Source organism: Bradyrhizobium erythrophlei (genome assembly GCF_900129505.1).
Classification (GTDB): domain Bacteria; phylum Pseudomonadota; class Alphaproteobacteria; order Rhizobiales; family Xanthobacteraceae; genus Bradyrhizobium; species Bradyrhizobium erythrophlei_D.
Map to the genome: position 1 here is coordinate 157,255 of NZ_LT670818.1, position 22,903 is coordinate 180,157.

General features: G+C 64.7%; 17 protein-coding genes. 6 read left to right on the forward strand and 11 right to left on the reverse strand.

Annotated elements, in window-relative coordinates:
• Window positions 1–59: 59 nt before the first annotated feature.
• Window positions 60–398: a hypothetical protein gene (locus tag B5525_RS00715; RefSeq protein ID WP_079564016.1), complete on the reverse strand. Its 339-nt coding sequence runs from the start codon at window positions 396–398 to the stop codon at window positions 60–62.
• 304 nt (window positions 399–702) lie between these two features.
• Here B5525_RS00715 and B5525_RS00720 point away from each other — a divergent pair, with 304 nt between their 5' ends.
• Window positions 703–1,512 (forward strand): L,D-transpeptidase, encoded by an 810-nt coding sequence (locus tag B5525_RS00720; RefSeq protein ID WP_079564018.1) that lies wholly within the window; start codon window positions 703–705, stop codon window positions 1,510–1,512.
• 33 nt (window positions 1,513–1,545) lie between these two features.
• Here the strand turns inward: B5525_RS00720 and B5525_RS00725 are convergent, their stop codons facing one another.
• The 3 genes from B5525_RS00725 to B5525_RS00735 are packed head-to-tail and all read right to left on the reverse strand — an operon-like array spanning window position 1,546 to window position 5,927.
• Complete coding sequence (locus B5525_RS00725) at window positions 1,546–2,007, reverse strand: hypothetical protein (protein WP_079564019.1); 462 nt, start codon at window positions 2,005–2,007, stop codon at window positions 1,546–1,548.
• 11 nt (window positions 2,008–2,018) lie between these two features.
• Complete coding sequence (locus tag B5525_RS00730) at window positions 2,019–3,617, reverse strand: GMC family oxidoreductase (protein ID WP_079564021.1); 1,599 nt, start codon at window positions 3,615–3,617, stop codon at window positions 2,019–2,021.
• A gap of 24 nt (window positions 3,618–3,641) precedes the next feature.
• Window positions 3,642–5,927: a spermidine synthase gene (locus B5525_RS00735; RefSeq protein ID WP_079564022.1), complete on the reverse strand. Its 2,286-nt coding sequence runs from the start codon at window positions 5,925–5,927 to the stop codon at window positions 3,642–3,644.
• Window positions 5,928–6,236: 309 nt separating this feature from the next.
• On the opposite strand from B5525_RS00735, the gene B5525_RS00740 reads away from it, so the two are divergent.
• Window positions 6,237–7,838, forward strand: a complete 1,602-nt coding sequence (locus tag B5525_RS00740; RefSeq protein ID WP_079564024.1) for a phytoene desaturase family protein — start codon at window positions 6,237–6,239, stop codon at window positions 7,836–7,838.
• Window positions 7,839–7,955: 117 nt separating this feature from the next.
• Here B5525_RS00740 and B5525_RS00745 read toward each other — a convergent pair whose 3' ends face one another.
• Complete coding sequence (locus tag B5525_RS00745; protein ID WP_079572748.1) at window positions 7,956–8,303, reverse strand: GrlR family regulatory protein; 348 nt, start codon at window positions 8,301–8,303, stop codon at window positions 7,956–7,958.
• 259 nt (window positions 8,304–8,562) lie between these two features.
• Between B5525_RS00745 and B5525_RS00750 the strand changes: the two genes are divergently transcribed.
• Both B5525_RS00750 and B5525_RS00755 read left to right on the forward strand, forming a co-directional pair.
• The gene (locus B5525_RS00750; protein ID WP_079564025.1) at window positions 8,563–8,799 is read left to right on the forward strand and encodes a hypothetical protein; all 237 of its coding nucleotides are present in this window, start codon (window positions 8,563–8,565) and stop codon (window positions 8,797–8,799) included.
• Window positions 8,800–8,908: 109 nt separating this feature from the next.
• The gene (locus tag B5525_RS00755) at window positions 8,909–9,805 is read left to right on the forward strand and encodes a 50S ribosomal protein L11 methyltransferase (RefSeq protein WP_079564027.1); all 897 of its coding nucleotides are present in this window, start codon (window positions 8,909–8,911) and stop codon (window positions 9,803–9,805) included.
• Between the two features lie 76 nt (window positions 9,806–9,881).
• On the opposite strand, the gene B5525_RS00760 is transcribed toward B5525_RS00755, so the two are convergent.
• Window positions 9,882–10,076, reverse strand: a complete 195-nt coding sequence (locus tag B5525_RS00760; RefSeq protein WP_079564029.1) for a hypothetical protein — start codon at window positions 10,074–10,076, stop codon at window positions 9,882–9,884.
• Between the two features lie 231 nt (window positions 10,077–10,307).
• On the opposite strand from B5525_RS00760, the gene B5525_RS00765 reads away from it, so the two are divergent.
• Both B5525_RS00765 and B5525_RS00770 read left to right on the forward strand, forming a co-directional pair.
• Entirely contained in the window at window positions 10,308–12,137 is a 1,830-nt protein-coding gene (locus B5525_RS00765; RefSeq protein WP_079564031.1) for an aminopeptidase P family protein, read from the forward strand.
• 319 nt (window positions 12,138–12,456) lie between these two features.
• On the forward strand, window positions 12,457–13,740 hold the full coding sequence (locus tag B5525_RS00770) for a multidrug effflux MFS transporter (RefSeq protein ID WP_079564033.1): 1,284 nt from the start codon (window positions 12,457–12,459) through the stop codon (window positions 13,738–13,740).
• Window positions 13,741–14,561: 821 nt separating this feature from the next.
• On the opposite strand, the gene ligA is transcribed toward B5525_RS00770, so the two are convergent.
• From ligA to ftsZ, 5 genes are all read right to left on the reverse strand, one after another.
• Window positions 14,562–16,712, reverse strand: coding sequence for an NAD-dependent DNA ligase LigA (ligA, locus tag B5525_RS00775; RefSeq protein ID WP_079564034.1), 2,151 nt, complete (start codon window positions 16,710–16,712; stop codon window positions 14,562–14,564).
• An 84-nt stretch (window positions 16,713–16,796) separates the two neighbouring features.
• On the reverse strand, window positions 16,797–18,482 hold the full coding sequence (gene recN / locus B5525_RS00780) for a DNA repair protein RecN (protein ID WP_079564036.1): 1,686 nt from the start codon (window positions 18,480–18,482) through the stop codon (window positions 16,797–16,799).
• Between the two features lie 13 nt (window positions 18,483–18,495).
• Window positions 18,496–19,395 (reverse strand): outer membrane protein assembly factor BamD, encoded by a 900-nt coding sequence (locus tag B5525_RS00785; RefSeq protein ID WP_079564037.1) that lies wholly within the window; start codon window positions 19,393–19,395, stop codon window positions 18,496–18,498.
• 338 nt (window positions 19,396–19,733) lie between these two features.
• Entirely contained in the window at window positions 19,734–20,693 is a 960-nt protein-coding gene (gene lpxC, locus B5525_RS00790) for a UDP-3-O-acyl-N-acetylglucosamine deacetylase (RefSeq protein WP_079564039.1), read from the reverse strand.
• 363 nt (window positions 20,694–21,056) lie between these two features.
• Entirely contained in the window at window positions 21,057–22,868 is a 1,812-nt protein-coding gene (gene ftsZ / locus B5525_RS00795) for a cell division protein FtsZ (protein ID WP_079564041.1), read from the reverse strand.
• Window positions 22,869–22,903 lie beyond the last annotated feature (35 nt).

The window sequence follows — 22,903 nt, forward strand, 5'->3', positions numbered from 1 at the left end:
GCGAAAGCGCGTTATTCCGCGCGCAAGCGCTTGCGCACGGAATGACGGCTGGCGAGAATTTACCGATAGCAGCGGAAATGGCCGTAGCGATTGTAATAGCCGCGGCAGCGGTAGCCATGACGATAATAGCGGTGATTGGGAATGCCGAGCACACCGTTGACGGCACCGACCGCGCCGCCGACGCCGGCACCGACCGCACCGCCGACCACCGCACCCACCGGACCCGCCGCGCGGCCGCCCTCGCGCGCACCTTCCTGCGCGCCGCCGACGATGCCTTGCGCGTGCCCGAGATGGGGGATCGCGAGCAGCGCCAGCGCGACCGCCGCTGCAGCAAAATAAAACCTCAGCCACGAGCCGGCCGGCAACACTGCTGTCTTGACCCTGGTCTTCGTATTCATCGGATTCCTCAATGCTCGGCCGCGATCGCGCCGTCGGGCGGGACTATGTAACGCCGGTGTGACGAAAAGGTTGCTGCGCCATGGTCAACTCGAGACCTCGGCCCAGCCCATCACGAAAAGTTAGTGACGGCACGAAAAGTTAGTGCCGGCCTGCTCCCTGAAATCGCGCTGCCGCCTTGTTTGCGCCCCACCCCACATTAACGATGGCCCCTCAGACCGCTGGAACAAAAGCCGAATTTCTGGCATATAGAAGCTGGGACGGTGAGGGTGGCGCTACAGTCAAAGGCCGGAGGCCAGAGTTAACATGCGTTCCTACCTCGTTGCCCTCGCGGGCCTCATGTTGTTTGCGGCCAGCGGCTCCGCCCAGGCCAAAATCGCCATCACCGTCGACAAGAACAATCAGATGATGACCGTCGCGGTCGACGGCGTCGAGCGCTACCACTGGCCGGTCTCGACCGGCAACCCGTCGCACGAGACGCCGAACGGATCCTTCCGCACTTTCCGGATGGAGCCGGACCATTTCTCCAAGGAATTCGACGATGCGCCGATGCCGCATTCGATCTTCTTCACCAGGGAAGGTCACGCGATTCACGGCACGGGGTCCGAGGGCCAGCTTGGCTCTCCAGTTTCCCATGGCTGCGTGCGGCTGTCGCGCGCCAACGCCTCGACGCTGTATGCGCTGGTGGAACAGGATGGCGTGCTCAACACCACCGTGACGCTCACCGGTTCGTCGCAGATCGCGCTGGCGCGCAATCCGCGGCTCCGCGGCAACACCGCAGTCGCCCGCCGCGACTCCGCCGACCCCTACGCACAGCAATATAATGCGGCCGGCGATCCCGTCGTGCTGACACCGCAGCAGCCGGCGCAGGCCCAGTATCCGCAAGAGCGGCCCGATGACGGCTACATCTATCCGGCCGATGGCAGCCAGGATGTGGCGCGCTATCCGGCGCCGCGCTCCAGCCGGCGACTCTACGACGCGCAGGCCTATCCGCCGCCGCAGCCGCAATCCCAATATTACGACAACCGCGGCTACGCTCCGCAGTATGGCGCCCCGCAGGTCTATGCGCCGCGGCCGAATTACCAGCCGCGCGGGCTATTCACCTATCAGGATTGACGCGCGCAAACGCGCGTCAATCCATCCCTGAAATTAACGAGATTTCGCCTGGTCGGCCAGCCTGTACATCGGCGGCCGTTGGCGGACGGGATCGAGCAACGACCAGTCGCCCTGCTCTACGACGTGGCCTTTGGGGAAAGGCGGGCGCGGCTCCAGGCCGAGCGAGTGCATCACCCGGTCGTCCCGGTAGTAGCAGAGCAGCACCACGCGGACGAGCGCGGCGAGCGGCGCACCGCCGGCCTCGCGAAACGTCGAGGCAACTTCGGAGCGGCGGGCCGGGTCGAGGTGAACGAAGGCGCCGCCGGCCAGCCGGACGAGATGCGCCAGCGCCCGGCAGATATCGTCATGGTCGCGTTCGAGGCTCTTCAGTATGTCGCCGAAGATGCGCTCGTCGTCGGCACCCGGCACACCATAGGTCGTGCTCGGCGGGATGATCGTGCCGGCCAGCGCGCGGAAGTCGCGGACCTGTTCGGCGGTAAGGTCGGGAGTCGGCATCGCGATGGCCCTCAGTCGAACAGATTGGCGAGGCGCTGCTTGATGCTGTCGGCGATGTAGAGCGCCAGCGCCTGGATGGTCGAGGTCGGATTGACGCCGCCCGACGTCACCCAGATGCTGCCGTCGACGATGAACAGGTTTTTCACGTCATGGCAGCGGCCCCATTCGTTCACCACCGAGCGTTCGGGATCGGTGCCCATCCGCGCAGTGCCGAGCAGGTGCCAGCCGCCGTTCAGGATCGGGCTCTCGACGCAGATATTGCCGGCGCCGGCGGCGGTCAGGATTTCCTTCGCCCGTGCGATGCCGTGGTTCATCATCTTGTGGCTGTTGGCGCTGATGGTGTAGTCGAGTTTGGGCGCGGGGATGCCGCTGGAGTCCTTCAGCACCGGATCGAGCGTCACCCGGTTGTGCTCCTCGGGCAGGTCCTCGCAGATCGCCGACAGCCCGATGCGGCGGTTTACCAGCTTCCGGTAGGCCGTGTGATGGTCTTCGCCCCAGGGCAGCCGTCCCGCATTGGCGCTGACGATCGCTTCCAGGATCGCGCCGACACCGCGGCCGAACTGAAAGGTATAGCCACGCACGAAATCGCGGCTGGGGTCGGTCTCGTAGAATTCCTGGCTCCACAGGCACAGCGGCGGGCCGTGATTGCCGTCGAGCGGCTCGTCGACATAGCCGTAAGTCAGCGCATAGGGATGAAACATCAGGTTCTTGCCGACCAGTCCCGAGGAATTGGCGATGCCGTCGGGGAATTTCGCCGACACAGAATTGAGCATCAGGCGGGGCGTGCCGACGCCGTTGCAGGCGAGGATCACGACTTCGGCGGGCTGAAAGTGCTCCTTGCCCTCGGCGTCGTAATAGATCACGCCGGAGGCCATGCCGTGTTCGTCGACGGTGACCTCGCGGACCCGGCAACGGGTGCGGAGTTCGACGCCGGCGCGGATCGCCACCGGCCAATAGGTGATGTCGGTGGAGGCCTTGGCGCCTTGCGCGCAGCCCGGCGTGCAATGGCCGAGATTGATGCAGCGCGCGCGGCCCTCATAATCGGTGGTGGCGATGGTGGTGTCGGACGGCCACCAGTGCCAGCCGAGCTGGTTCATCGCCTTGCCGAAACGATCGCCGGATTTGCCGAGCGGCAATGGCGGCATCGGCGGCTGCTTCGGCGGATAGGCAGGGTCGCCGGCAAGGCCGGAGACGCCCATCATGCGATCGTTCTCGGCGAAGTACGGCTCCAGCGTCGCGTAGTCGATCGGCCAGTCGTCGGCGACGCCGTCGAGCGTGCGCACCTTGAAGTCGGAAGGGTGCAGGCGCGGGAAATGCGCCGTGTACATGATGGTGCTGCCGCCGACGCCGTTGAAGTTCACCACCTTGATCGGCGAATTGGCGTCGTTGATCGGATAATCGGTCGGCCGGGCGCGGCGGTTGGGATTGATGGCGAAATCGCTGAACAGCCGCGCCTCCCAGTCGCGGCCGTTGCTCGGATAATCCGTCGGCTTCACCCAGTCGCCCTGCTCCAGGCAGAGAATCCGCATCCTGGTGTCGGCGAGGCTCCACGCCACCGCGGCGCCCGACGCGCCCGATCCGATAATCAGGACGTCGACTTTATCGTGCATCGAACTCCCCCCAATATCCAAGCGTTATTGCTCCCCGTCGCGCAGCCGGCGGTAGACCGCGCCGAGCACGTTGGAATAATCGTCGGTCCAGACCCGTTGGTTCTCGTCGGCCTCCGTCAGCGCCCACTCGTCCGAGGACGCCAGCTTGCCGACATCGGCTTCCTCGCGCGCGCAGACCACCACCGAGGTCGCGAAAATGTATTCGTTGTCGCGGTTGGAATCCTCGCTGTAGACCCAGCTCTTGAGATCGTTGGCCTCGGCGATGCCGACGATGACGCTGGCCAGTTCCAGATGCCGGTTGGAGACGTGCATCACCACCGCGCCCTGCGGCGAAAGCTTTGCCTTGTAGATCGCCATTGCCTCCTCGGTGGCGAGGTGGATCGGGATCGCGTCCGACGAATAGGCATCGACGATGATCAGGTCATAGACGCCGTCAGGCTCTTTCGTAAAAGTCAGCCGCGCGTCGCCGATCACCGGCTTCAAATCCGGTTCGCAATCCCTGATATAGGTAAAATATTTCGGGTCGCGCGCGGTGTCGACCATGGTCTGGTCGATTTCGAAGAACTTCCAGGTTTCGCCGGGCTGCGAGGCACAAGCCAGCGTTCCCGACCCGAGTCCAATCACCGCGACGCGCAGCGGCGCGCCTTTGCGCTCGCGCACCGCCGTGATCGCCTGCCCGATGCCGCCGTCCTTTTGGTAATAGGTGATCGGCTCGGGCCGGCCGGTGACCGGCGTGCCGTCGTCGTTCTGGAATTTTTGCGCGCCGTGAATGGTCGTGCCGTGCATCAGTACGTGATACTGGCCGTGCGCCGTCACCACGATCTTGTGGACGCCGAAAAAGCTGCGCACCGTTTCCACCCGCCCGTCGTCGGCCGGATAGGCCCGGATCAAGACCAGCGCCACCGCGACCGTGGCAAAGATCTTCCAGCGGTCGGCGTTCAGCCCGAGCGCCAGCAGCGCCGAGAGCAGGCCGACCCCGCCAATCATCCAGACCCTGTTGTCGTCGAGCCAATGCATGATCCTGCCGTCGGACCAGGACGGCGCGATCAGCGCCACCGCCAGCACCGCGAGAAACGGCCAGTACCAGGCACTCCAGCGCGAGAACCGCTCCGCGCCGCCGGGCGGCCGGCACAGTGCCGCCAAAGCCAGCAGGATCGGGTATTCGGCGACCCATGAAAACGCGAATGGCGCGATCAGCCCTGCGAACAAGCCGCCGACCATGCCGCCGAACGACAGCGCGACATAGAAGCCGGTGAGATATTTCGCCGCCGGGCGGGTGCGCGCCAGTTCGCCATGGCAGGCCATCGCAATGACGAAGAAACACAGCTGGTGGCCGCCGAGCGTCAGCAGCAGGTTCTGTTCGCCGCCAACCGCGAGCAGCACGATCACGCCCGTGATCGCCAGCGGCTGGGCCATCAGCATCCATTTGTGCGGCAGCAGCGGGCGCGACTGGAACACCAGCACCCAGGTCAGGAGATAGATCGACAGCGGCAGCACCCACAACAGCGGCGCCGCCGCGACGTCGGTGGAGATATGCGCGGTGACCGCGATCAGGAGTCCCGACGGCACCGCGGCGAGAAAGACCCAGCGCGCGCGCAGCGTCCACGGCGGCGCCGGCGCGTCGGTATCTTCGGCAGCGATATCGGCGATCACCATGACCGGCGAGCGCAGCAGCAGCACGCCGCAGGCGGCGATCAGGACGATCAGGAGGCCGTAGCCGCCGGTCCAGATCAGGTTCTGCGTGCGCAAGGTGTACATCGGCTCCAGCAGCACCGGATAGGACAGCAAAGCCAGGAAGCTGCCGATATTCGAGGAGGCATAGAGGAAATAGGGATCGGGACCGCTGGGATGGCCTGACCGAAAGAACCAGGCCTGCAGCAGCGGATTGTTGGCCGCCAACGCAAAGAACGGCAGCCCGATCGAGACCGCGAACAGGCCGAGCAGCCAGAACGCGTAGCCCGACGTCGGCGGCTCACCCCAGCCGCTCGCGATCGACAGCGGCAGCGACAGCAGCGCGACCACAAGCAGCGCCAGATGGATGACGACAGGCAGCAGGCGATTGCGCAGCAGCGTCAGATAATGCGCATAGGCATAGCCCGCGAGCAGCAGCGACTGAAAGAACACCATCGCCACCGACCACACCGCCGGCGAGCCGCCGAGCCGCGGCAGCACCATCTTGGTGAACAGCGGCTGCACCGAAAACAGCAGCAGCGCGCTGACGAAGATCGCAGCCGTGTAGACGATCAGCACCAGCCGGTTTCGGCTCGCGGAAGGTCGGTCCGTGACGACGGACGGATCAGGGGAATTCATGAAAACTCCGGCATCAACCCGGCAGGCGCCGGGATTCCGGCGAGGCGCGCGCCGGCGCGGGCAATGGAGCATATGGCAGCGCGGCGGGCAATGCGCTCCGCGGAACCGGGATCGTCACTTGGCGCTGGGCTGATGCAATCATCTTCGCTAAGGAAGACTCCGGAAACATTGAAACATCATTCCGGGACCGGCCGAAGGCAGGAACCAGGATTCCCGACGTGTTTTGCGATCTTCACTTTCGAGATTCCGGGTGCATCGCTGCGCGATGCCTCGGAATGACTGACATCATCAAACCTTCTTGAAGCGGACATGACAGAGACGGACGTTGTCATCATCGGCGCCGGGCATAACGGCCTCACCTGCGCCGCTTACCTCGCCATGGCGAGCCTGCGGGTGAAGGTGGTCGAGCGCCGCAAGGTGGTCGGCGGTGCGGCGGTGACCGAGGAATTCCATCCCGGCTTTCGCAATTCGGTCGCTGCCTATACCGTCAGCCTGCTCAACCCGCGGATCATTGCTGATCTAAGGCTGCACGACCATGGCCTGAAAATCGTCGAGCGCCGCGCCCAGAATTTTCTCCCCGCCCCCGATGGCGGCTATCTGCTGACCGGCGAAGGGCGCACCAGACAATCCATCGCAAAACTCAGCGAGCGGGATGCGGACAGGATCGATGCGTTCAACCGCGAGTTGGAAGAGATCGCCGACGTGCTGCGCGCCTTTGTGCTGCGCGCGCCGCCGAACCTGGTCGAGGGTTTTGGCATCGGAGCGATCCGCGAAGCCCTCAACGCCGTCGGCACCGCCGGCATTCTTCGACAACTTTCCCTCGAACAGCAACGCTCGCTGCTCGACCTGTTCACGCGCTCCGCCGGCGAAATACTCGACGACGTCTTCGAGAGCGACCTGGTCAAGGCCCTGTTCGGATTCGATGCCATCGTCGGCAATTATGCTAGCCCTTACGCCGCAGGGTCCGCCTATGTGATGCTGCACCATGCGTTCGGCGAGGTGAACGGCAAGAAGGGCGTCTGGGGACATGCCATCGGCGGCATGGGCGCGATCACACAGGCGATGGCGCGCGCGGCGGGCGGACACGGTGTCGAGATCGAACTCGACGCCGGCGTGCGCGAGGTGATCGTCGAGCGCGGCCGCGCCGCCGGAATCGTTCTGGACAATGGCGAGACCGTTCGGGCGAAATACGTCGTCTCCGGCGTCAATCCGAAACTATTGTACACGCGGCTGGTGCCGGCGGACGCGCTGCCGGGCGAATTCCTCGCGCGCATCAGGAACTGGCGCAACGGCTCCGGCACCTTCCGGATGAACGTGGCGTTGAGCGCCCTGCCCTCCTTCACGGCGCTGCCCGGCGCGGGCGATCATCTCTCCGCCGGCATCATCATCGCTCCCACTCTCGGTTATATGGATCGCGCCTGGCAGGACGCCCGCGCGCATGGCTGGAGCCGTGCGCCGGTTATCGAAGTTCTGATCCCCTCGACGCTCGACGACACGCTCTGTCCTCCAGGCCAGCATGTCGCGAGCCTGTTCTGCCAGCACGTTGCGCCGCAATTGCCCGATGGCAAATCCTGGGACGACCATCGCGAGGAGGTCGCCGATCTCATGATCGCGACCGTGGACCAATACGCGCCGGGTTTTTCGGCCAGCGTGATCGGCCGGCAGATCCTGTCGCCGCTTGATCTGGAGCGGCAGTTCGGCCTGCTCGGCGGCGACATCTTCCATGGCGCGCTGACGCTGAACCAGTTGTTCTCGGCGCGGCCGATGCTCGGTCACGCCGATTATCGCGGTCCGCTGAAGGGCCTCTACCATTGCGGCAGCGGCGCGCATCCCGGCGGCGGCGTCACCGGCGCGCCCGGCCACAACGCCGCGCGGGTGATCCTGCGGGACCATCGCGCACTGTTCAAGTGAGTGGCGAGCGCGGGCGCCCGTCAGCGGAAGTCGCGGCAATGACGGGAAAAATTGGCTGACAGGGCTGTGGAAAAACTGTGGAAAACCTGTTGATGACGGCGTGGAAAATCCGCCGCGTCAGCCGTCCGCGAGCTTCTTCAAGGTCGCCCGAAAACTCAGGCTGCGGGTTCCCACCAGCGTCGTGCCAAACACCTCGGCCTGATCGTCGCCAAAGGTTCCCGAAAACCCGCTGGTGACCTCCTGCCCGCCGAACAGCGGGCGAACGAAGGGGTCGGCAAAGGGCGTGTGCTGGTTGGTCGAGAGCTGCCCTTTCCAGGTGCCGTCCCCGAGCGTGTAGGTCCCGACCGACCAGAAATAGGGGCCACCGCCGAGGAAAACGCCGTCCCGGAGGATGAGAATCCCGCTGTCGCGGCCCCTCACCCCGTCGAGCATATGGATGTGGACCGAATAGAGCCCGTTCTTCATTGGTGACGCCGCCGCCTCGGACCAGAACGATACAACCTGCATACGCGAACGTCGAGCAACGCGGGGGCGTGCGACGTCAGCGCCGGGGCTGTGGATAGCCCCTGTATATTTCCCTGGACAAGGCTGTGAACAACCCTTGCTTGCTGCAGTGTCAAACGCGCGGATGGCGTCCGGGTTCGAGATGCGCGGTGCCCCACCTATCGCCCCCGGCCCCTGCCGCCGCTATAATGCCGGGCAGCAGGCACGCAAAGGAGCGGACATGGCTGCGATCCAGGATGAATTCTACCGAAGCTTTCGGGGCCCCGGCGCGGCCGACGAAGATTGGTGGTCTCTGGTCTTCGATCCCGAAACCAGGCGGTTGCTGGTGCGTCACGAATGGCAGGCTTCCGGGCATGCCGGCTTCGACGATCTGGACGTCAGCGAATTCCTGGAACAGACCGGCGGCGCGCAAACGGCGCTGATCGACCGCCTGTTTCGGGTCCCCGCCGACGCCTGAGCGCGAAAAATCCTGCCGAATGGATTGGCGCCGCCACGACCCCGTGCCGGGTCATTGATGTCGCAAGGGATAAGGTTTATCGGGCTGCTTTGCATTGCCCGGACCCTCGATGACCTCCGCTCTCACCCCGTCTACCCACCGCGCGAGTTTTGCGATCGGTAACGAACACGTCGCCAAGCGCGTGGTCGATCTCCTGAACGAGAGTTTTTTCGAGGGCCAGGCCGCGATCGCCGCGTTCGAGGGGCCCGGCGGGCGCTGGAACATCACCGTGCATTTTGCCGAGGCGCCCGACCAGACCTCGGTCCGCGAGCTGGTCGGCCTCGCCGCCGCTGGCGAAATCGCCGGGGACATCGCCTTCGACATCGTCGAGGCCAGGGACTGGGTCAAGGCGACGCTGGAAGAACTGGTCCCGGTGCGGGCCGGGCGCTTCATCGTGCACGGCCAGCATGACCGCGCCAAAGTGCCGCCCAACAAACTCGGCATCGAGATCGAGGCGGCGCTGGCGTTCGGCACCGGCCACCACGGTACCACGCGCGGCTGCCTGTTGCTGCTCGATCAGGTGCTGAAGGCGTATCGCCCCCGGCGCGTGCTCGATCTCGGCACCGGCACCGGCGTGTTGGCGATATCGGCGGCGAAGGCGCTGCAGATCAAAGTGCTGGCGAGCGACATCGATCCGCTTTCGGTGAAGGTGGCGCGCGACAATGCCCGACTCAACGGCACGGGCGATCTGGTGCAGACCGTCCACGCCACCGGCTTCTCCGCACCGGAGTTCGCGCGACGTGGACCCTTCGATCTGGTGCTGGCGAACATCCTCGCCAATCCGCTGCGGCAAATGGCAACGCCGATGGCGCGGCATCTGGCGTCATCGGCGCTGGTCATTCTGTCGGGCTTGCTGCCGCATCAGGCGCAAAGCGTGATCGCCGCTTACCGCGCGCGCGGGCTAAATCTGGAACGGCGCATTCAGATCGAAGGCTGGAGCAGCCTCTTGCTGCGCAAGACGGGATGAAAATATGGAACTTTCGGGCGAAAGCCCGGCCCGGACTGGATCCGGGCTGGTTACCGGTTTGCGTGAGGAAAACGCGTCAACGAGATCTATTCTTTCGGCCTTTGCCGGCCACGGGCGATGACGCCTTTTCCTCGCGCAACGTCCGCTTCACGCGCGCCTCGACGAACCGGTTCAGGATTTGAACGATAACACCGCGCTGTTTCTTGGCGATCGAAGCAATCGGGCCGCGGCGAACCGGCGGCGAGATCTTCTCAAACGAAAATGCAGGCATCGTGTGTCCCCTCGTCGTTGAGTTGAAACACCCCTGGGTTTTCCCCCTGATATCGTTGGATCGACTGCCTGTGACAGCAATTCATTCCAGCCCGTCTAACGCAGGTGCAATAATCCAAGCATATCTCTGGCAAGATTGAAAGGATTTGTGACGCATTGCGGAATTTTCCACTCAATCCTAGGATTTCTGCCTAGGGTATTTGCGAGGATATTTGCCCAGGATATTTGCCTGATGTTCGAAGCCCTGTTCCAGACGTTCGAAGAACCCGAAAGCGGCGTTGCGCTGGCGGCGCGGCTGTCCGCCTTCCGCGAAGAACTGGCGCGGCGGAACCTGACCGGTTTCGTGATACCCCGCGCCGATCAGCAACAGAACGAATATGTCCCGCCCTCGGAAGAGCGGCTGGCCTGGCTTACCGGCTTCACCGGCTCGGCCGGACAGGCGATCGTGCTGGCCCAAGAGGCCGCGGTGTTCGTCGACGGCCGATATACGCTGCAGGCGGCAAAACAGGTCGACCGCAAGGCCTGGAGCATCGAGCCGCTGGTCGATCCGCCGCCGGAAAACTGGCTGGCCAGCCACCTCAAGGCCGGCGACCGGCTTGGATTTGATCCCTGGCTGCATACCTCGGCGGCGGCCGAACGGCTGGCGGCGGCCTGTGCCAGGGCCGGCGCGGAATTGGTCGCCGTCGACAGCAACCCCTTGGATTCGGTATGGACCGAGCGTCCCCAGCCTCCGCTCGGGCCGGTCGCGGTTCACGGCACGCAATTTTCGGGCGAGGCGGAAACCGAAAAGCTCAAGCGGATACAACTGGAGATCGCGAAACTCGGCGCCGAGGCGCTGGTGTTGTCGGATTCGCACGCGGTGGCGTGGACGTTCAATATCCGCGGCGCCGACGTCTCGCATACGCCGCTGCCTTTGTCCTATGCCCTGGTGCCGAAGGACGGCCGACCCACGGTGTTCATCGACCACCGCAAGCTCTCGAACAGCGCCCGCGACCATCTCGAGCGGTCGGCCGATGTCAGGGAACCGGACGCACTGGCGCCCAGCCTTACCGAACTCGCGCAGCACGGCGCCACGATCGCGCTCGACAGTGCGACCGCCGCCGACGCGCTGAGCCGGCTGATATCGGTCGCCGGCGGCAAGCCCCTGCGCGGCAGCGATCCCGTCAGCCTGCTCAAGGCGGTGAAGAACGTCACCGAGATCGAAGGCACAAGGAATGCGCACCGGCGCGACGCGATCGCGCTGGCGCGGTTCCTGGCCTGGATCGACCGCGAAGCGCCGACCGGCTCGCTGACCGAGATCGACACCGTCGAAGCGCTGGAAACCTTCCGCCGCGAGACCGGCGCGCTGAAGGATGTGTCGTTCCCGACCATCGCCGGCACCGGCCCCAACGGCGCCATCGTGCATTACCGCGTCACCCGCAAGAGCAACCGACGGATCGTGCCGGGCGATCTCCTGCTGATCGATTCCGGCGCGCAATACGAGGACGGCACCACCGACGTCACCCGCACCATCGCGATCGGCACACCGACGCTGGAAATGCAGGACCGCTTCACCCGCGTGCTGCGCGGCCACATCGCGATCGCGCGCGCGGTGTTTCCCGACGGCACCACCGGCGCGCAGATCGACTCGCTGGCGCGGCAATATCTTTGGCAGGCCGGCATCGATTTCGAACACGGCACCGGCCACGGCGTCGGCAGCTATCTCTCGGTGCATGAGGGCCCGGCGCGCATCTCGAAACTCGGCACCACGCCGTTGAAGCGCGGCATGATCCTGTCCAACGAACCCGGCTACTACAAGACCGATGCGTTCGGAATCCGGATCGAGAACCTGGAGCTGGTGATCGGAACCGACATCGCGGGCGCGGAGAAGCCGGTCAACGCCTTCGAGACCCTGACACTGGCGCCGATCGACCGCCGCTTGATCGACCTGAACATGCTGAGCGGGGATGAACTGAGCTGGCTCAACGACTATCACGAACGCGTCCGCCACGCGGTCCGCCCGCATGTCGACGAGGCCACCAAGGTGTGGCTCGACGCCGCGACGGAGCCGTTGTCGCTGTAGGAGCGCTTGCAGCTGTGCGACCAGCGCGCAGCTGTCATGCTCCGCGATTAGCAAACGGCTGTCATACCCGCGAAGGCGGGTATCCAGTACGCCGCGCCCTCTCGGTTTAAAACTCCGCTCGGCGGAATGCTGGATCATCCGCCTTCGCGGATGATGACAGCGGTATGAGCAGCTGCGACCATCCCTCTCTTGCCCTCTCTTGCCCTCTCTTGCTCCGAGGAACCGCCTCCCGGAAACGGAATAGCCGCATTCCGAAACGTCGGTATTCCCGGGGAGCGATACCGCTACAGTCCGGTTCACCAGCTGGAATCGGACCTCGATGCACGGAGTGATGGGCAAGCCGCCCGGCGCGGCAACGGACAATAACGGCGTCGCGGCGTCCCGGATCATGCTGCTGTTGCTGGTTGCGATGACCGGGGTGGCGCCGATTTCGCTCTATATGCTGGTGCCGGCGCTGCCGTTGCTGGCTTCCACGTTCGGCCGCGACATCTCCGTCGCGCAGATGACGGTGTCGCTGTACATGGTCGGCATCGCCTGCTCGCAGATCATCATGGGGCCGCTGTCGGATCGTTTCGGACGCCGCCCGGTGCTGCTCGCAGGCCTCGGCCTGATGGTGCTGGCGAGTGCGGCCTGCATCTTCGCCGAGACCCTGCCGCAACTGATCGCCGCGCGCTTCCTGCAGGCGCTGGGCGGCGCCACCGGCATGGTGGTGAGCCGCGCCATCATTCGCGATCTCTACAGCCGCGAGCGCATCGGTTCGATGATCTCGCTGGTCATCGCGGTGATGATGATCGCGCAGATGCTGAGCCCGCTGACCGGCGGCCTGCTCGAAACCGCGTTCGGCTGGCGCTCGATCTTCTATGTCATTACCGCCGCGTCGCTGATCATCGCCGTGGCGATCGCGCTGACGCTGCCGGAAACGCGCCGCGTCCGCGCCGGGGGCGGCAATTTCCGCGGCGATGTCGGCTATCTCGTCACCAGCCGCCCCTTCATCGGCTACATGCTGTGCCAGGTGCTGGCCTCGCAGATCATCTTCACCTTCGCCGGCGGCGGGCCCTATATCGTGGTGACGCAGATGGGCCGGTCCAGCGCCGAATATGGCGCCTGGTTCGCCGCCACCGGGTTCGCCTATCTGATCGGCAATTTGTTCTGCGTGCGCTTCGCGCCCCGGCATTCCCTGGAGAAACTGATCTGGTTCGGGCTGGCGCTGCAATTGACGGGCGCCTTCCTGAACCTGGTCTGGGGCGTCGCCGGGCTCAATATGATGCCGTCCTGGCTGTTCGGCACCCAGATGCTGGTGATGTTCGCCAACGCCTTCGTGATGTCGAACTCGGCGGCCGGCGCCATCAGCGTTCGCCCCGAAGCCGCCGGCACCGCTTCCGGCGCGATGGGGTTCCTGCAGATGGGCATCGGCTCGCTGTTCTCGCAATTCGGCGCCTGGCTCGGCGGCCATTTTGCAAGCCCGATGCCGCTCAACGCCGCCATCGTCATCCTGTCGATCGCCTGTGCCTCGACCATGATTTTCCTCGTTCCTCGTCGCGACGTCGTGGTGAGCGAGGAACTGATCGAGCAGGCGGAGGAGGAAGAGTCGGGGATGATGTAGCGGCACGCAACACCCTCGATCTCTTTGCCCATGCAAACTTTCGCCAGGACGGCAACTCGCCGGATGCACTCTCTGACGATTCATTCTCGCACTCTTGCATTTCGAACAGCGCATTCTCGCAAGACACGGTTTCGCACCCTCGCCGCAGGGTTTGCGCGAGGTTTTGCCATTTCGTTCGGCCCTCCTCATTTAGAGGGCGCAGGGAATGCCGGGCGTCCGATGCGCCCGATAGCCGCGTGTGCAGGGATAGTGGGTAGTGCGCACACGCGTTAGTCAGGTCACACCGGCAAAACACCCGGCATTCCCCGCGCAATGGTTTACGGCTTACTTCGTGCTCTTCCCGGCGATCGGGCTTTTTTGTCACCGTCACCAGCGAAAACTTGTTTTCGCCGACTTGACACCAGCGTCGAGGCGTCAGAACCACACGACTTCGCCGTCCGCCTCAGGTGCTCTCGTCTTCAGCACCGTCAGCGTCCACCGCATCCCGCTCCAACGTCCGTGACGATCGCGAAACGCCCCTCTGTGTGGGACGGGACGACGGCAATATGAACTGATTTGGCATTTCTGAAAATCAGAATATTTTTTCAAAAGGGGCTGGACAGAGGGGTCGGAAAACAGCCCAGGTGATTTGCCCGTCGGGTGGCGGGAGTTGTTTATGTCGCCTCACAATGATGGTTCATCGCCCCGTTCGACCGGGCGACTCAAGTACGCAACGGCTTCTCGGTCGAATTACGACCGTCTCTGGAATACTGGATCATCCGCATTCGCGGATGATGACACGGGAGTGTGGGCGAGGCATCATGCGTTCTGCGCCCGCCCCCTCACCCCTCGATCATCTTCAGCCACTCGTCCTCGGTGAGCACCTCGACGCCGTGCTTCTTGGCTTCGGCGAGCTTCGAGCCGGCGCCGGGGCCGGCGACCACGTAATCGGTCTTCTTCGACACCGAACCCGCCGCCTTGGCGCCCAGCCGTTCGGCCATCGCCTTGGCTTCGTCGCGCGTCATCTTTTCCAGTGAGCCTGTGAAGACAACGGTCTTGCCGGCGATCTTCGAATTGCTCTTCGGCTTTTCGGCATCGAGAATGGTGACTTCCTTTGTCAGCCGCTCGACGATGCCGCGGTTATGGCTCTCGCCGAAATAGGCCTTGATGCTGGCAATCACGGTGTCGCCGATCTGGTCGAGCGCGTCCATCTCGGCGATCGCCTCCTCGTCGTCCCTGGCCACCTTGAGGCAGGCGTCGTGGAAGGCCTGCCAGGACCCGTAGCCGCGCGCCAGCGCCAGCGCTGTGGTCTCGCCGACATGGCGCATGCCGAGCCCAAAGATAAAACGCTCCAGCGCAATGCGCCGCCGCTCCTCGATAGCCCCGAACAGATTGCGCACCGAGGTCTGGCCGTAGCCCTCGATGTCCTCCAGCTTGAGTTTTGCGTTGCGCTTTTCCAGCGTAAAGATATCGGCGGGTTCCTTCACCCAGCCTTGCTCGAAGAAGTATGCGATCTGCTTCTCGCCGAGGCCCTCGATATCGAAGGCACGGCGCGAGGCGAACAGTTTGAGGTGCTCGATCTTCTGGTAGGGACAGGCGAACTCGCCGGTGCAGCGGGCGCGCGCGCCCTCCTCGCCGGTCGCGGTCTCCTCGCGCACCACGTTTGTATGCAGCGGGCACGGGCACTTCTTCGGAAAATGATAGGGTTTTGCGTTGTCCGGGCGCTTGTCGATCACGACATCGACCACCTGCGGGATGACGTCGCCGGCGCGCTGGATCACGACGGTGTCGCCGATCCGGATATCGCGGCCCTCGCGCAATTGCTCGCCGTCGCCGCCGATGCCCTTGATGTAGTCCTCGTTGTGCAGCGTGACGTTCTGCACGATCACGCCGCCGACGCCGATCGGCTCGAGCTTGCCGACGGGCGTGAACGAGCCGGTGCGGCCGACCTGGATTTCGATATCGCGCAGCACGGTCATGGCGCGCTCGGCAGGGAATTTATGCGCGATCGCCCAGCGCGGGGTGCGTGATACGAAGCCCAGACGCTCCTGCCAGTCAAGGCGGTCGACCTTGTAGACGACGCCGTCGATATCGTAATCGAGCCGGGCGCGCTGTTCCTCGATCTTGCGATGGAACGCGATCAGCTGCTCGACCGAGTGGCATATCTTCGTCAGCGGGTTGGTCTTGAAGCCGCAGCGCTCGAACCAGCCGATCATGCCGGACTGGGTGTCCTCCGGCATCGCGCTCATCTGCCCCCAGGCATAGGCGAAGAACCCGAGCGGGCGCGACGCGGTGATCGAGGGGTCCTTCTGGCGCAGCGAGCCCGCCGCTGAATTGCGCGGATTGGCGAAGATGGTGTCGCCAGCCGCCTTCTGGCGCTCGTTGAGCGCGAGAAAGGCCTTCTTGGTCATGTAGACCTCGCCGCGCACCTCGCAGATGTCGGGCACGTTGCGGCCCTTCAGTTTTTTCGGCACATCTTCGAGCGTGCGGATGTTGGAGGTGACGTCCTCGCCCTCGGCGCCGTCGCCGCGGGTGGCAGCGGTGACGAGTTCGCCTTCCTCGTAGCGCAGCGACATCGAGAGGCCGTCGATCTTCGGCTCGGCGCTGAAGTCGATGCTGTCGTCTTCGCCGAGCTTGAGGAAGCGGCGGATGCGGCCGACGAAATCGAGCACGTCGTCCTCGGCAAACGCGTTGTCGAGCGACAGCATCGGCACCGCGTGGCGGACCTTCTTGAATTTGCCCGACGGCGCCGCGCCGATCTTCTGCGACGGCGAGTCACTGGAGACGAATTCCGGAAACCTCGCCTCGATCGCGTTGAAGCGCCTGCGCAGCCCGTCATATTCGGCGTCCGAAATCTTCGGCGCATCTTCCTGGTAATAGGCCCTGTCATGGCGCTCGATCTCGAGCGTCAGCCGTTTGTGCTCGACCTTGGCCTGGGCCTTGGTGAGGTCGGCGACATCGGGAGGGGATTTCGGTTGTGCTGTCTTGGCCATGGCGCTTGAATACGACGAAGTGCGCCGCGAGAAAAGCCGGCATCAGCGGCGTTCCCCGGGTGCTGCACGCAGGCGGTACGACGCCTAACTCGCCGCCTTCAGCAACCGTTCCGCCGCGGCTCTCGCCTCGGCGGTGATTTCGGCGCCGGCCAGCATGCGGGCGATCTCCTCGCGGCGGTGATCGGCGGCGAGCGCGTTGACGCGGGTGGCGACGCGCTTGCCCTTGTCGAGCGCATCCTTCGAAATCAACAGATGCTGGTTGGCGCGTGCCGCGACCTGCGGCGCGTGCGTTACCGCCATCACCTGCACCTGGCCCGCGAGCCGCGCCAGCCGCGCACCGATCGCGTCCGCCACCGCGCCGCCGACGCCGGTATCGATTTCGTCGAACACCAGAGTGGGCGCCGAGCCGCGATCGGACAGCACCACCTTGAGCGCCAGCAAAAACCGCGACAGCTCGCCGCCGGAAGCGACCTTCATCAGCGGTCCCGCCTTGGTGCCGGGATTGGTCTGCACCCAGAACTCGACGCGATCGAAACCCTGCGGACCCGGCGACTTCGGATCGGAATCGATCTGCGTCATGAACCTGGCGCGTTCGAGCTTCAGCGGCGCCAGTTCGGCGTTGACGGCCTTGTTGAGTTTCTCCGCCGATTTTGTGCGCGCCGCAGAGAGCTTGGTGGCAGCGGCGCTATAGCGGCCGTCCGCTTCCGCCGCGGCCGCCTCCAGCTTCTTCAGGCGGTCGGCGCCGGCATCGATCAGCGCGACGTCGGCGGCGTATTTCTTGGCAAGCTCCGCAAGACCATCGACCGGCGTGGAATATTTGCGCGAGGCGGCGCGCAGCGCGAACAGCCGCTCCTCGATGCGCTCGAGCTCGGCAGGGTCGAAATCCGCCGCGATCAGCGCCGCGTGGAGGTGCTGGTCGGCCTCCTCGAGCGCGTTGATCGCCGCGTCGATCGCCTTCACCGCGGGTTCGACCAGCGCCGGCAGATTTCCGGCGCGGCGTTCCAGCCGGCGCACCGCCGCCGACAGCGCGGACACCGGCGAATGCGGGCCGCCGACCGCGTCCTGCGCCTCGCGCAGGTCGGCGGCGATCTTCTCGCCCTGCATCATCGTGGTGCGGCGTTCGGCGAGCGCGGTCTCCTCGCCGTCTTTGGGTGCAAGTCTTTTCAGTTCGTCGGAGGAATGGCGCAGATAGTCCGCCTCGCGCGCGGCGCGCTCCATGTCGGCGCGATGCGCCTCCAGCACGCCGTTGGCGGCGCGCCTGGCCTCCCACAGCTCTTCCAGTGCCGTGACGTCCTTCTCGAGCCCGGCAAAGGCGTCGAGCAGGCGGCGGTGGGTGGATGCATCGACCAGCGCCCGCTCGTCATGCTGGCCGTGAATCTCGACCAGCGCGGAGCCGACCGCTTTGAGGGTCTGCACGCTGATCGCCTGATCGTTGATGAAGGCGCGGGTGCGGCCGTCGGCCAGCTGGACGCGGCGCAGGATTATCTCGCACGAATCCTCGGAACTCGTGTCGTCGAGCCCGTTGTCGCTGAGGATCTTCGAGGCCGGATGCCCCTTCGGCACGTCGAACACCGCGGTGACCTGGCCCTGCTCCGCGCCGTGCCGCACGAGCCCGGCATCGCCGCGGCCGCCGAGCGCCAGCGCGAAGGCATCGAGGAGAATGGATTTGCCCGCGCCGGTTTCGCCGGTCAGCACCGCGAGCCCACGGGAAAACTCGATATCGAGCCGTTCGATCAGGACGATGTCACGGATCGAAAGACGCGCCAGCATGGAAGGTAAGACCCTAACCGAGACCCAGTTTCTTGAAGGCTTTGGAGATGTAGGAGCTCGTGTTCTCGCTCGGCTCGACTCCGCCCGACTTTACAAGATTATAGGCGTCTTTGTACCAGGGGCTATCAGGAAAATTGTGCCCGAGCACGGCGGCGGCGGTCTGCGCCTCGCCGACGATGCCGATCGCCATATAGGCCTCGGTGAGCCGGGCCAGCGCTTCCTCAACATGCCGCGTGGTCTGATAGCGCGTGACCACGGTCTTGAACCGGTTGATGGCGGCGGTGTAGTCGCGCTTTTCCATGTAGTAACGGCCGACGTCCATCTCCTTGCCGGCGAGTTGGTCGCGCGCGCCCTCGAGCTTGGCCTTGGCGCTGACGGCATATTCCGAGGTCGGATATTTGCGGATCACCTCTTCCAGCGCGGCGATCGCCTTCTCAGTGCGGGCCTGGTCGCGCGAAACATCCGGGATCTGGTCGTAATGCGAGGCCGCGATCAGATATTGCGCGTAGGCCGCATCCGGGCTTCCCGGATGCAGGGTGACGTAACGGGTCGCAGCACCAATGCAGCTGTCATAGTCGCCGGCGTTGTAGAAGGCATAGGCCGACATCAGAAGCGATTTGCGCGCCCAGTCGGAATAGGGATGCTGGCGGTCCACTTCCTCGAATTTCTTCGACGCCGCCTTTGGATCGCTTTTCTGGTTCATCAGGAACAAGCCCTCATTGTAGAGCTTGTCCGCCGGCTCCTCGACGAAGGTATCGTCCTTCGCCATGAACTTGTCCCACAGCGCGCCGGTGCCGCAGCCGCTCAAGGAGGTCGCGAGCGCGATCAGACCCGCGGCCAGGCGCAGCTGCCGGCCGAATCGGGCGCCAGCCGATATCCTGCGCAGTTCGAGCGTCATACGCCGTGCCGACATGAATTTTAGACCTGATGCCTGTGCTACAGTGCCCGCGCGCGCCCCCTGAGCCTGCTCATGGACGCCATGATTGCCGTGCCCGTGGCGCCTGCCATGCAACCGGGGCCATTTAACCGAAAAAAGTTTATTAACCAACCGGATACGCAGGCATTTCGCCCGGATTAAGGCGGCTTGGGGCGATCGCCGCCGAACATGGTTACTTCCGTGAATTGAGCAGGATACGGTGCGCGGCGGCGCTCGGGATGCGTCCCGGCACGAGTTCAGGGCAAGTCGGGACCTTCCGAAGCGGCAGGCCCCCGCGAAGAAGGACAAAAGTCAGGAGATGTCCCAGAGGACACTCAGGAAACGTCGGGGCCGTAGGCCGGGGCGATCATGCCGCCGACCATGCCACTGCCGGCTTCGGCATAGACGCGCGAGCGACGGGCGGTTTCGGCTTCGATCACCCGCCAGGCGCTGCGGTCGGCCAAAAGGGCCGTGAGCACGGCGTGATTGAGCTTGTGACCGCCGCGCACCGAGCGATAGGCACCGAGCAGCGGCAGGCCGGCCAGCGCGAGATCGCCGATCACATCCAGCACCTTGTGGCGGACGCATTCGTCGTTGTAGCGCAGGCCTTCGGCGTTGAGCAGGCGGGTTTCGTCGAACACCACCGTATTCTCGAACGAGGAGCCGAGCGCAAAACCGGCGCTCCAGAGCCGCGCGACATCGTTCATGCAGCCGAAGGTGCGGGCGCGGCAGATCTCGCGGCGGAACCGTTCCGGGGTGAGATCGAGCGAATAGTTCTGGCGGCCGATCACGGGATTGGTGAAGTCGATTTCGATCTCGGCGCGGAAACCGGCCGCATAAGGCCGTAACTCGCCAAAGGAGTCGCCCATGACGACCTGTACCGGCTTCAAGATCTGGAGGAAGCGGCGCGACCCGAACTGGGTCAGTATGCCGGCCTGGTCGATTGCCGCGACGAAGGCAGCCGCGCTACCGTCCATGATCGGAACTTCAGGGCCGTCGATTTCGATCGTGGCGTTATCGACGCCCATCCCGCGCAATGCAGCAAGCACGTGTTCGGCGGTGGAAACCAGCGGACCTTCGCGGTCGCCCAACACGGTCGCGAATTCAGTGGCGATCACCGATTCCGCTGTCGCCTGAACTTCGCGGTCGCGACCTTCCAGGCCACTGCGGACAAAAATAAAACCTGCATCGACGGGAGCAGGTCCGACGGTCAGATTGACGGGAAGACCGGAATGTACCCCGACGCCCGTCACGGTAGCTTGCGACCGAAGCGTTGTCTGCCGGCTAAATTTCATGCGAAAGCTGCCCACTACCGACTTACCAAGAGATCAAAACCACGATCAGAACGCGAGCGGTTCCAAGTGATTCGTCTCTAAGTTTCCCCAAGTCACGCGCAGACAATACCACTGCCCTAAAGAGCACCAACTCACGCTTTTTTACCGATTGTTACCCTATCTCTGCCGTATTCGCGCCAAAGCTTGACCAAATTACGGAACGTTTGGGGACGATTTCGGCCGCGCCATCTCAGCACGAAATGCAAAATTAATCATTTATAATCAGTTGCTTGGCACGCAGGCTCGGCGAGCCGCGCGCCACAAAAATTAAGGTCCCGGCTGGCTGGAGCCGGGACCTTTGGTGTCATCCGAATTGTAACAATCTCAGCTGGACTGCCGGCGCAGGAAGGCGGGGATATCCAAATGATCGTCGCCCTGTGGCGGGGCGGCAACAGGTGCGGGGCGGCCATGGGCGTCCAGGCCCTGCGGCGCTGGCCGGCGAGCGTATTCGGATACCGGATCGTTGGAAGCGATCTGCTGGGCGACCGGGCGTTGCGGCTTGCGCTCCGGCATCGGCGGCATCGGCGTCATGGCCGGACCCGAGGCACGGGCCACGATTGGCGGCTCGGTCTCCTCGTCGCGGCGGCCGAGGCCGACATTGGCGAGGCGCTGCAACAGCGACATCCGGGTCTTCTGCGGGTGCTCTTCCTCCGAATCACCGTGGGCCTGCCGGATTTCGTTCTGGGCGGGCATCGGCAGATCCTCGAATTTCGGCATCCGTGGCGCCCGCGCCGGCGGGCGTTCCGCCGCCTGCGGGATGAAGGTTTCGGGCGTGGCCGCCTCCTGGACCTCGACGCGGGTGACGTCGTGGTCGGGGAACAGGGTCGGCTTCTGCGCGGCGATCGGGCGAACGGTAACATCGCCATAGGAAGCCGAATGCAGCGGCCCGGACGCCGCCGGCTGTTGCCGGGTCTCGGGAGCAACCGCCGCCGCAATGGCTGCGAGCGCAGCGCGTTCGTGGCTGTTCGAGGTGCGCTGCGGCGGCGCCGCAACGGGAGCCGCCTGCACCGGGGCCTGCGCGTCCATCTTCTGGGCCGCACGCTCGGCAAGGCGGGCATTGTCGGCGCGCAGGCGGGCGGTCAGTTCGGCCAGGCGGTTTTCCGGCGAGGCGGCGGGAGCCACCGCTGCGGCCGGGAGCGTCGCACCCGGCGTCGCGTTGTTGCGGATCAGCGCCTGTTCGATGCCGGTGGCAACGACCGAGACGCGGATGATGCCGTCGAGGCTCTCGTCGAAGGTAGCGCCGACGATGATATTGGCGTCCTGATCGACTTCCTCGCGAATGCGGGTGGCGGCTTCGTCGACTTCGAACAGCGTCAGGTCCTTGCCGCCGGTGATCGAAATCAGAAGGCCGCGTGCGCCCTTCATCGAACTGTCGTCGATCAGCGGATTGGCGATCGCGGCCTCGGCCGCGGTCAAAGCGCGCTTGTCGCCGGAGGCTTCGCCGGTGCCCATCATCGCCTTGCCCATCTCGCGCATCACGGCGCGGACGTCGGCAAAGTCGAGATTGATCAGGCCTTCCTTGACCATCAGGTCGGTGATGCAGGCAACGCCCGAATAGAGCACCTGGTCGGCCATCGCGAAGGCGTCGGCAAAGGTGGTCTTTTCGTTGGCGACCCGGAACAGGTTCTGGTTCGGGATGATCAGCAGCGTATCGACCACCTTGTGCAGCTCGGCGATGCCGGCTTCCGCGGTGCGCATGCGGCGTTGGCCCTCGAAGTGGAACGGCTTCGTCACCACGCCGACGGTGAGGATCCCCATGTCGCGGGCGGTCTTGGCGATCACTGGCGCCGCCCCGGTGCCGGTGCCGCCGCCCATGCCGGCGGTGACGAACACCATGTTGGCACCGGAGAGATGGTCGCGGATCTCATCGAAGACTTCCTGGGCCGCCGCCGCGCCGACGTCGGGCTGCGAGCCGGCGCCGAGGCCCTGGGTGACCTGGGTTCCCATCTGGATGATGCGCTGCGCCTTCGACATGGTGAGCGCCTGCGCGTCGGTATTGGCGACGACGAAATCGACCCCCTGCAAACCGGCGGTGATCATGTTGTTGACGGCGTTGCCGCCGGCTCCACCAACGCCAAACACGGTGATACGCGGCTTGAGTTCGCTAATGTCGGGGGGAGTGAGATTGAGTGCCATGGTTGCCTCTCGATTACGACGCGCGCGTTGATTCG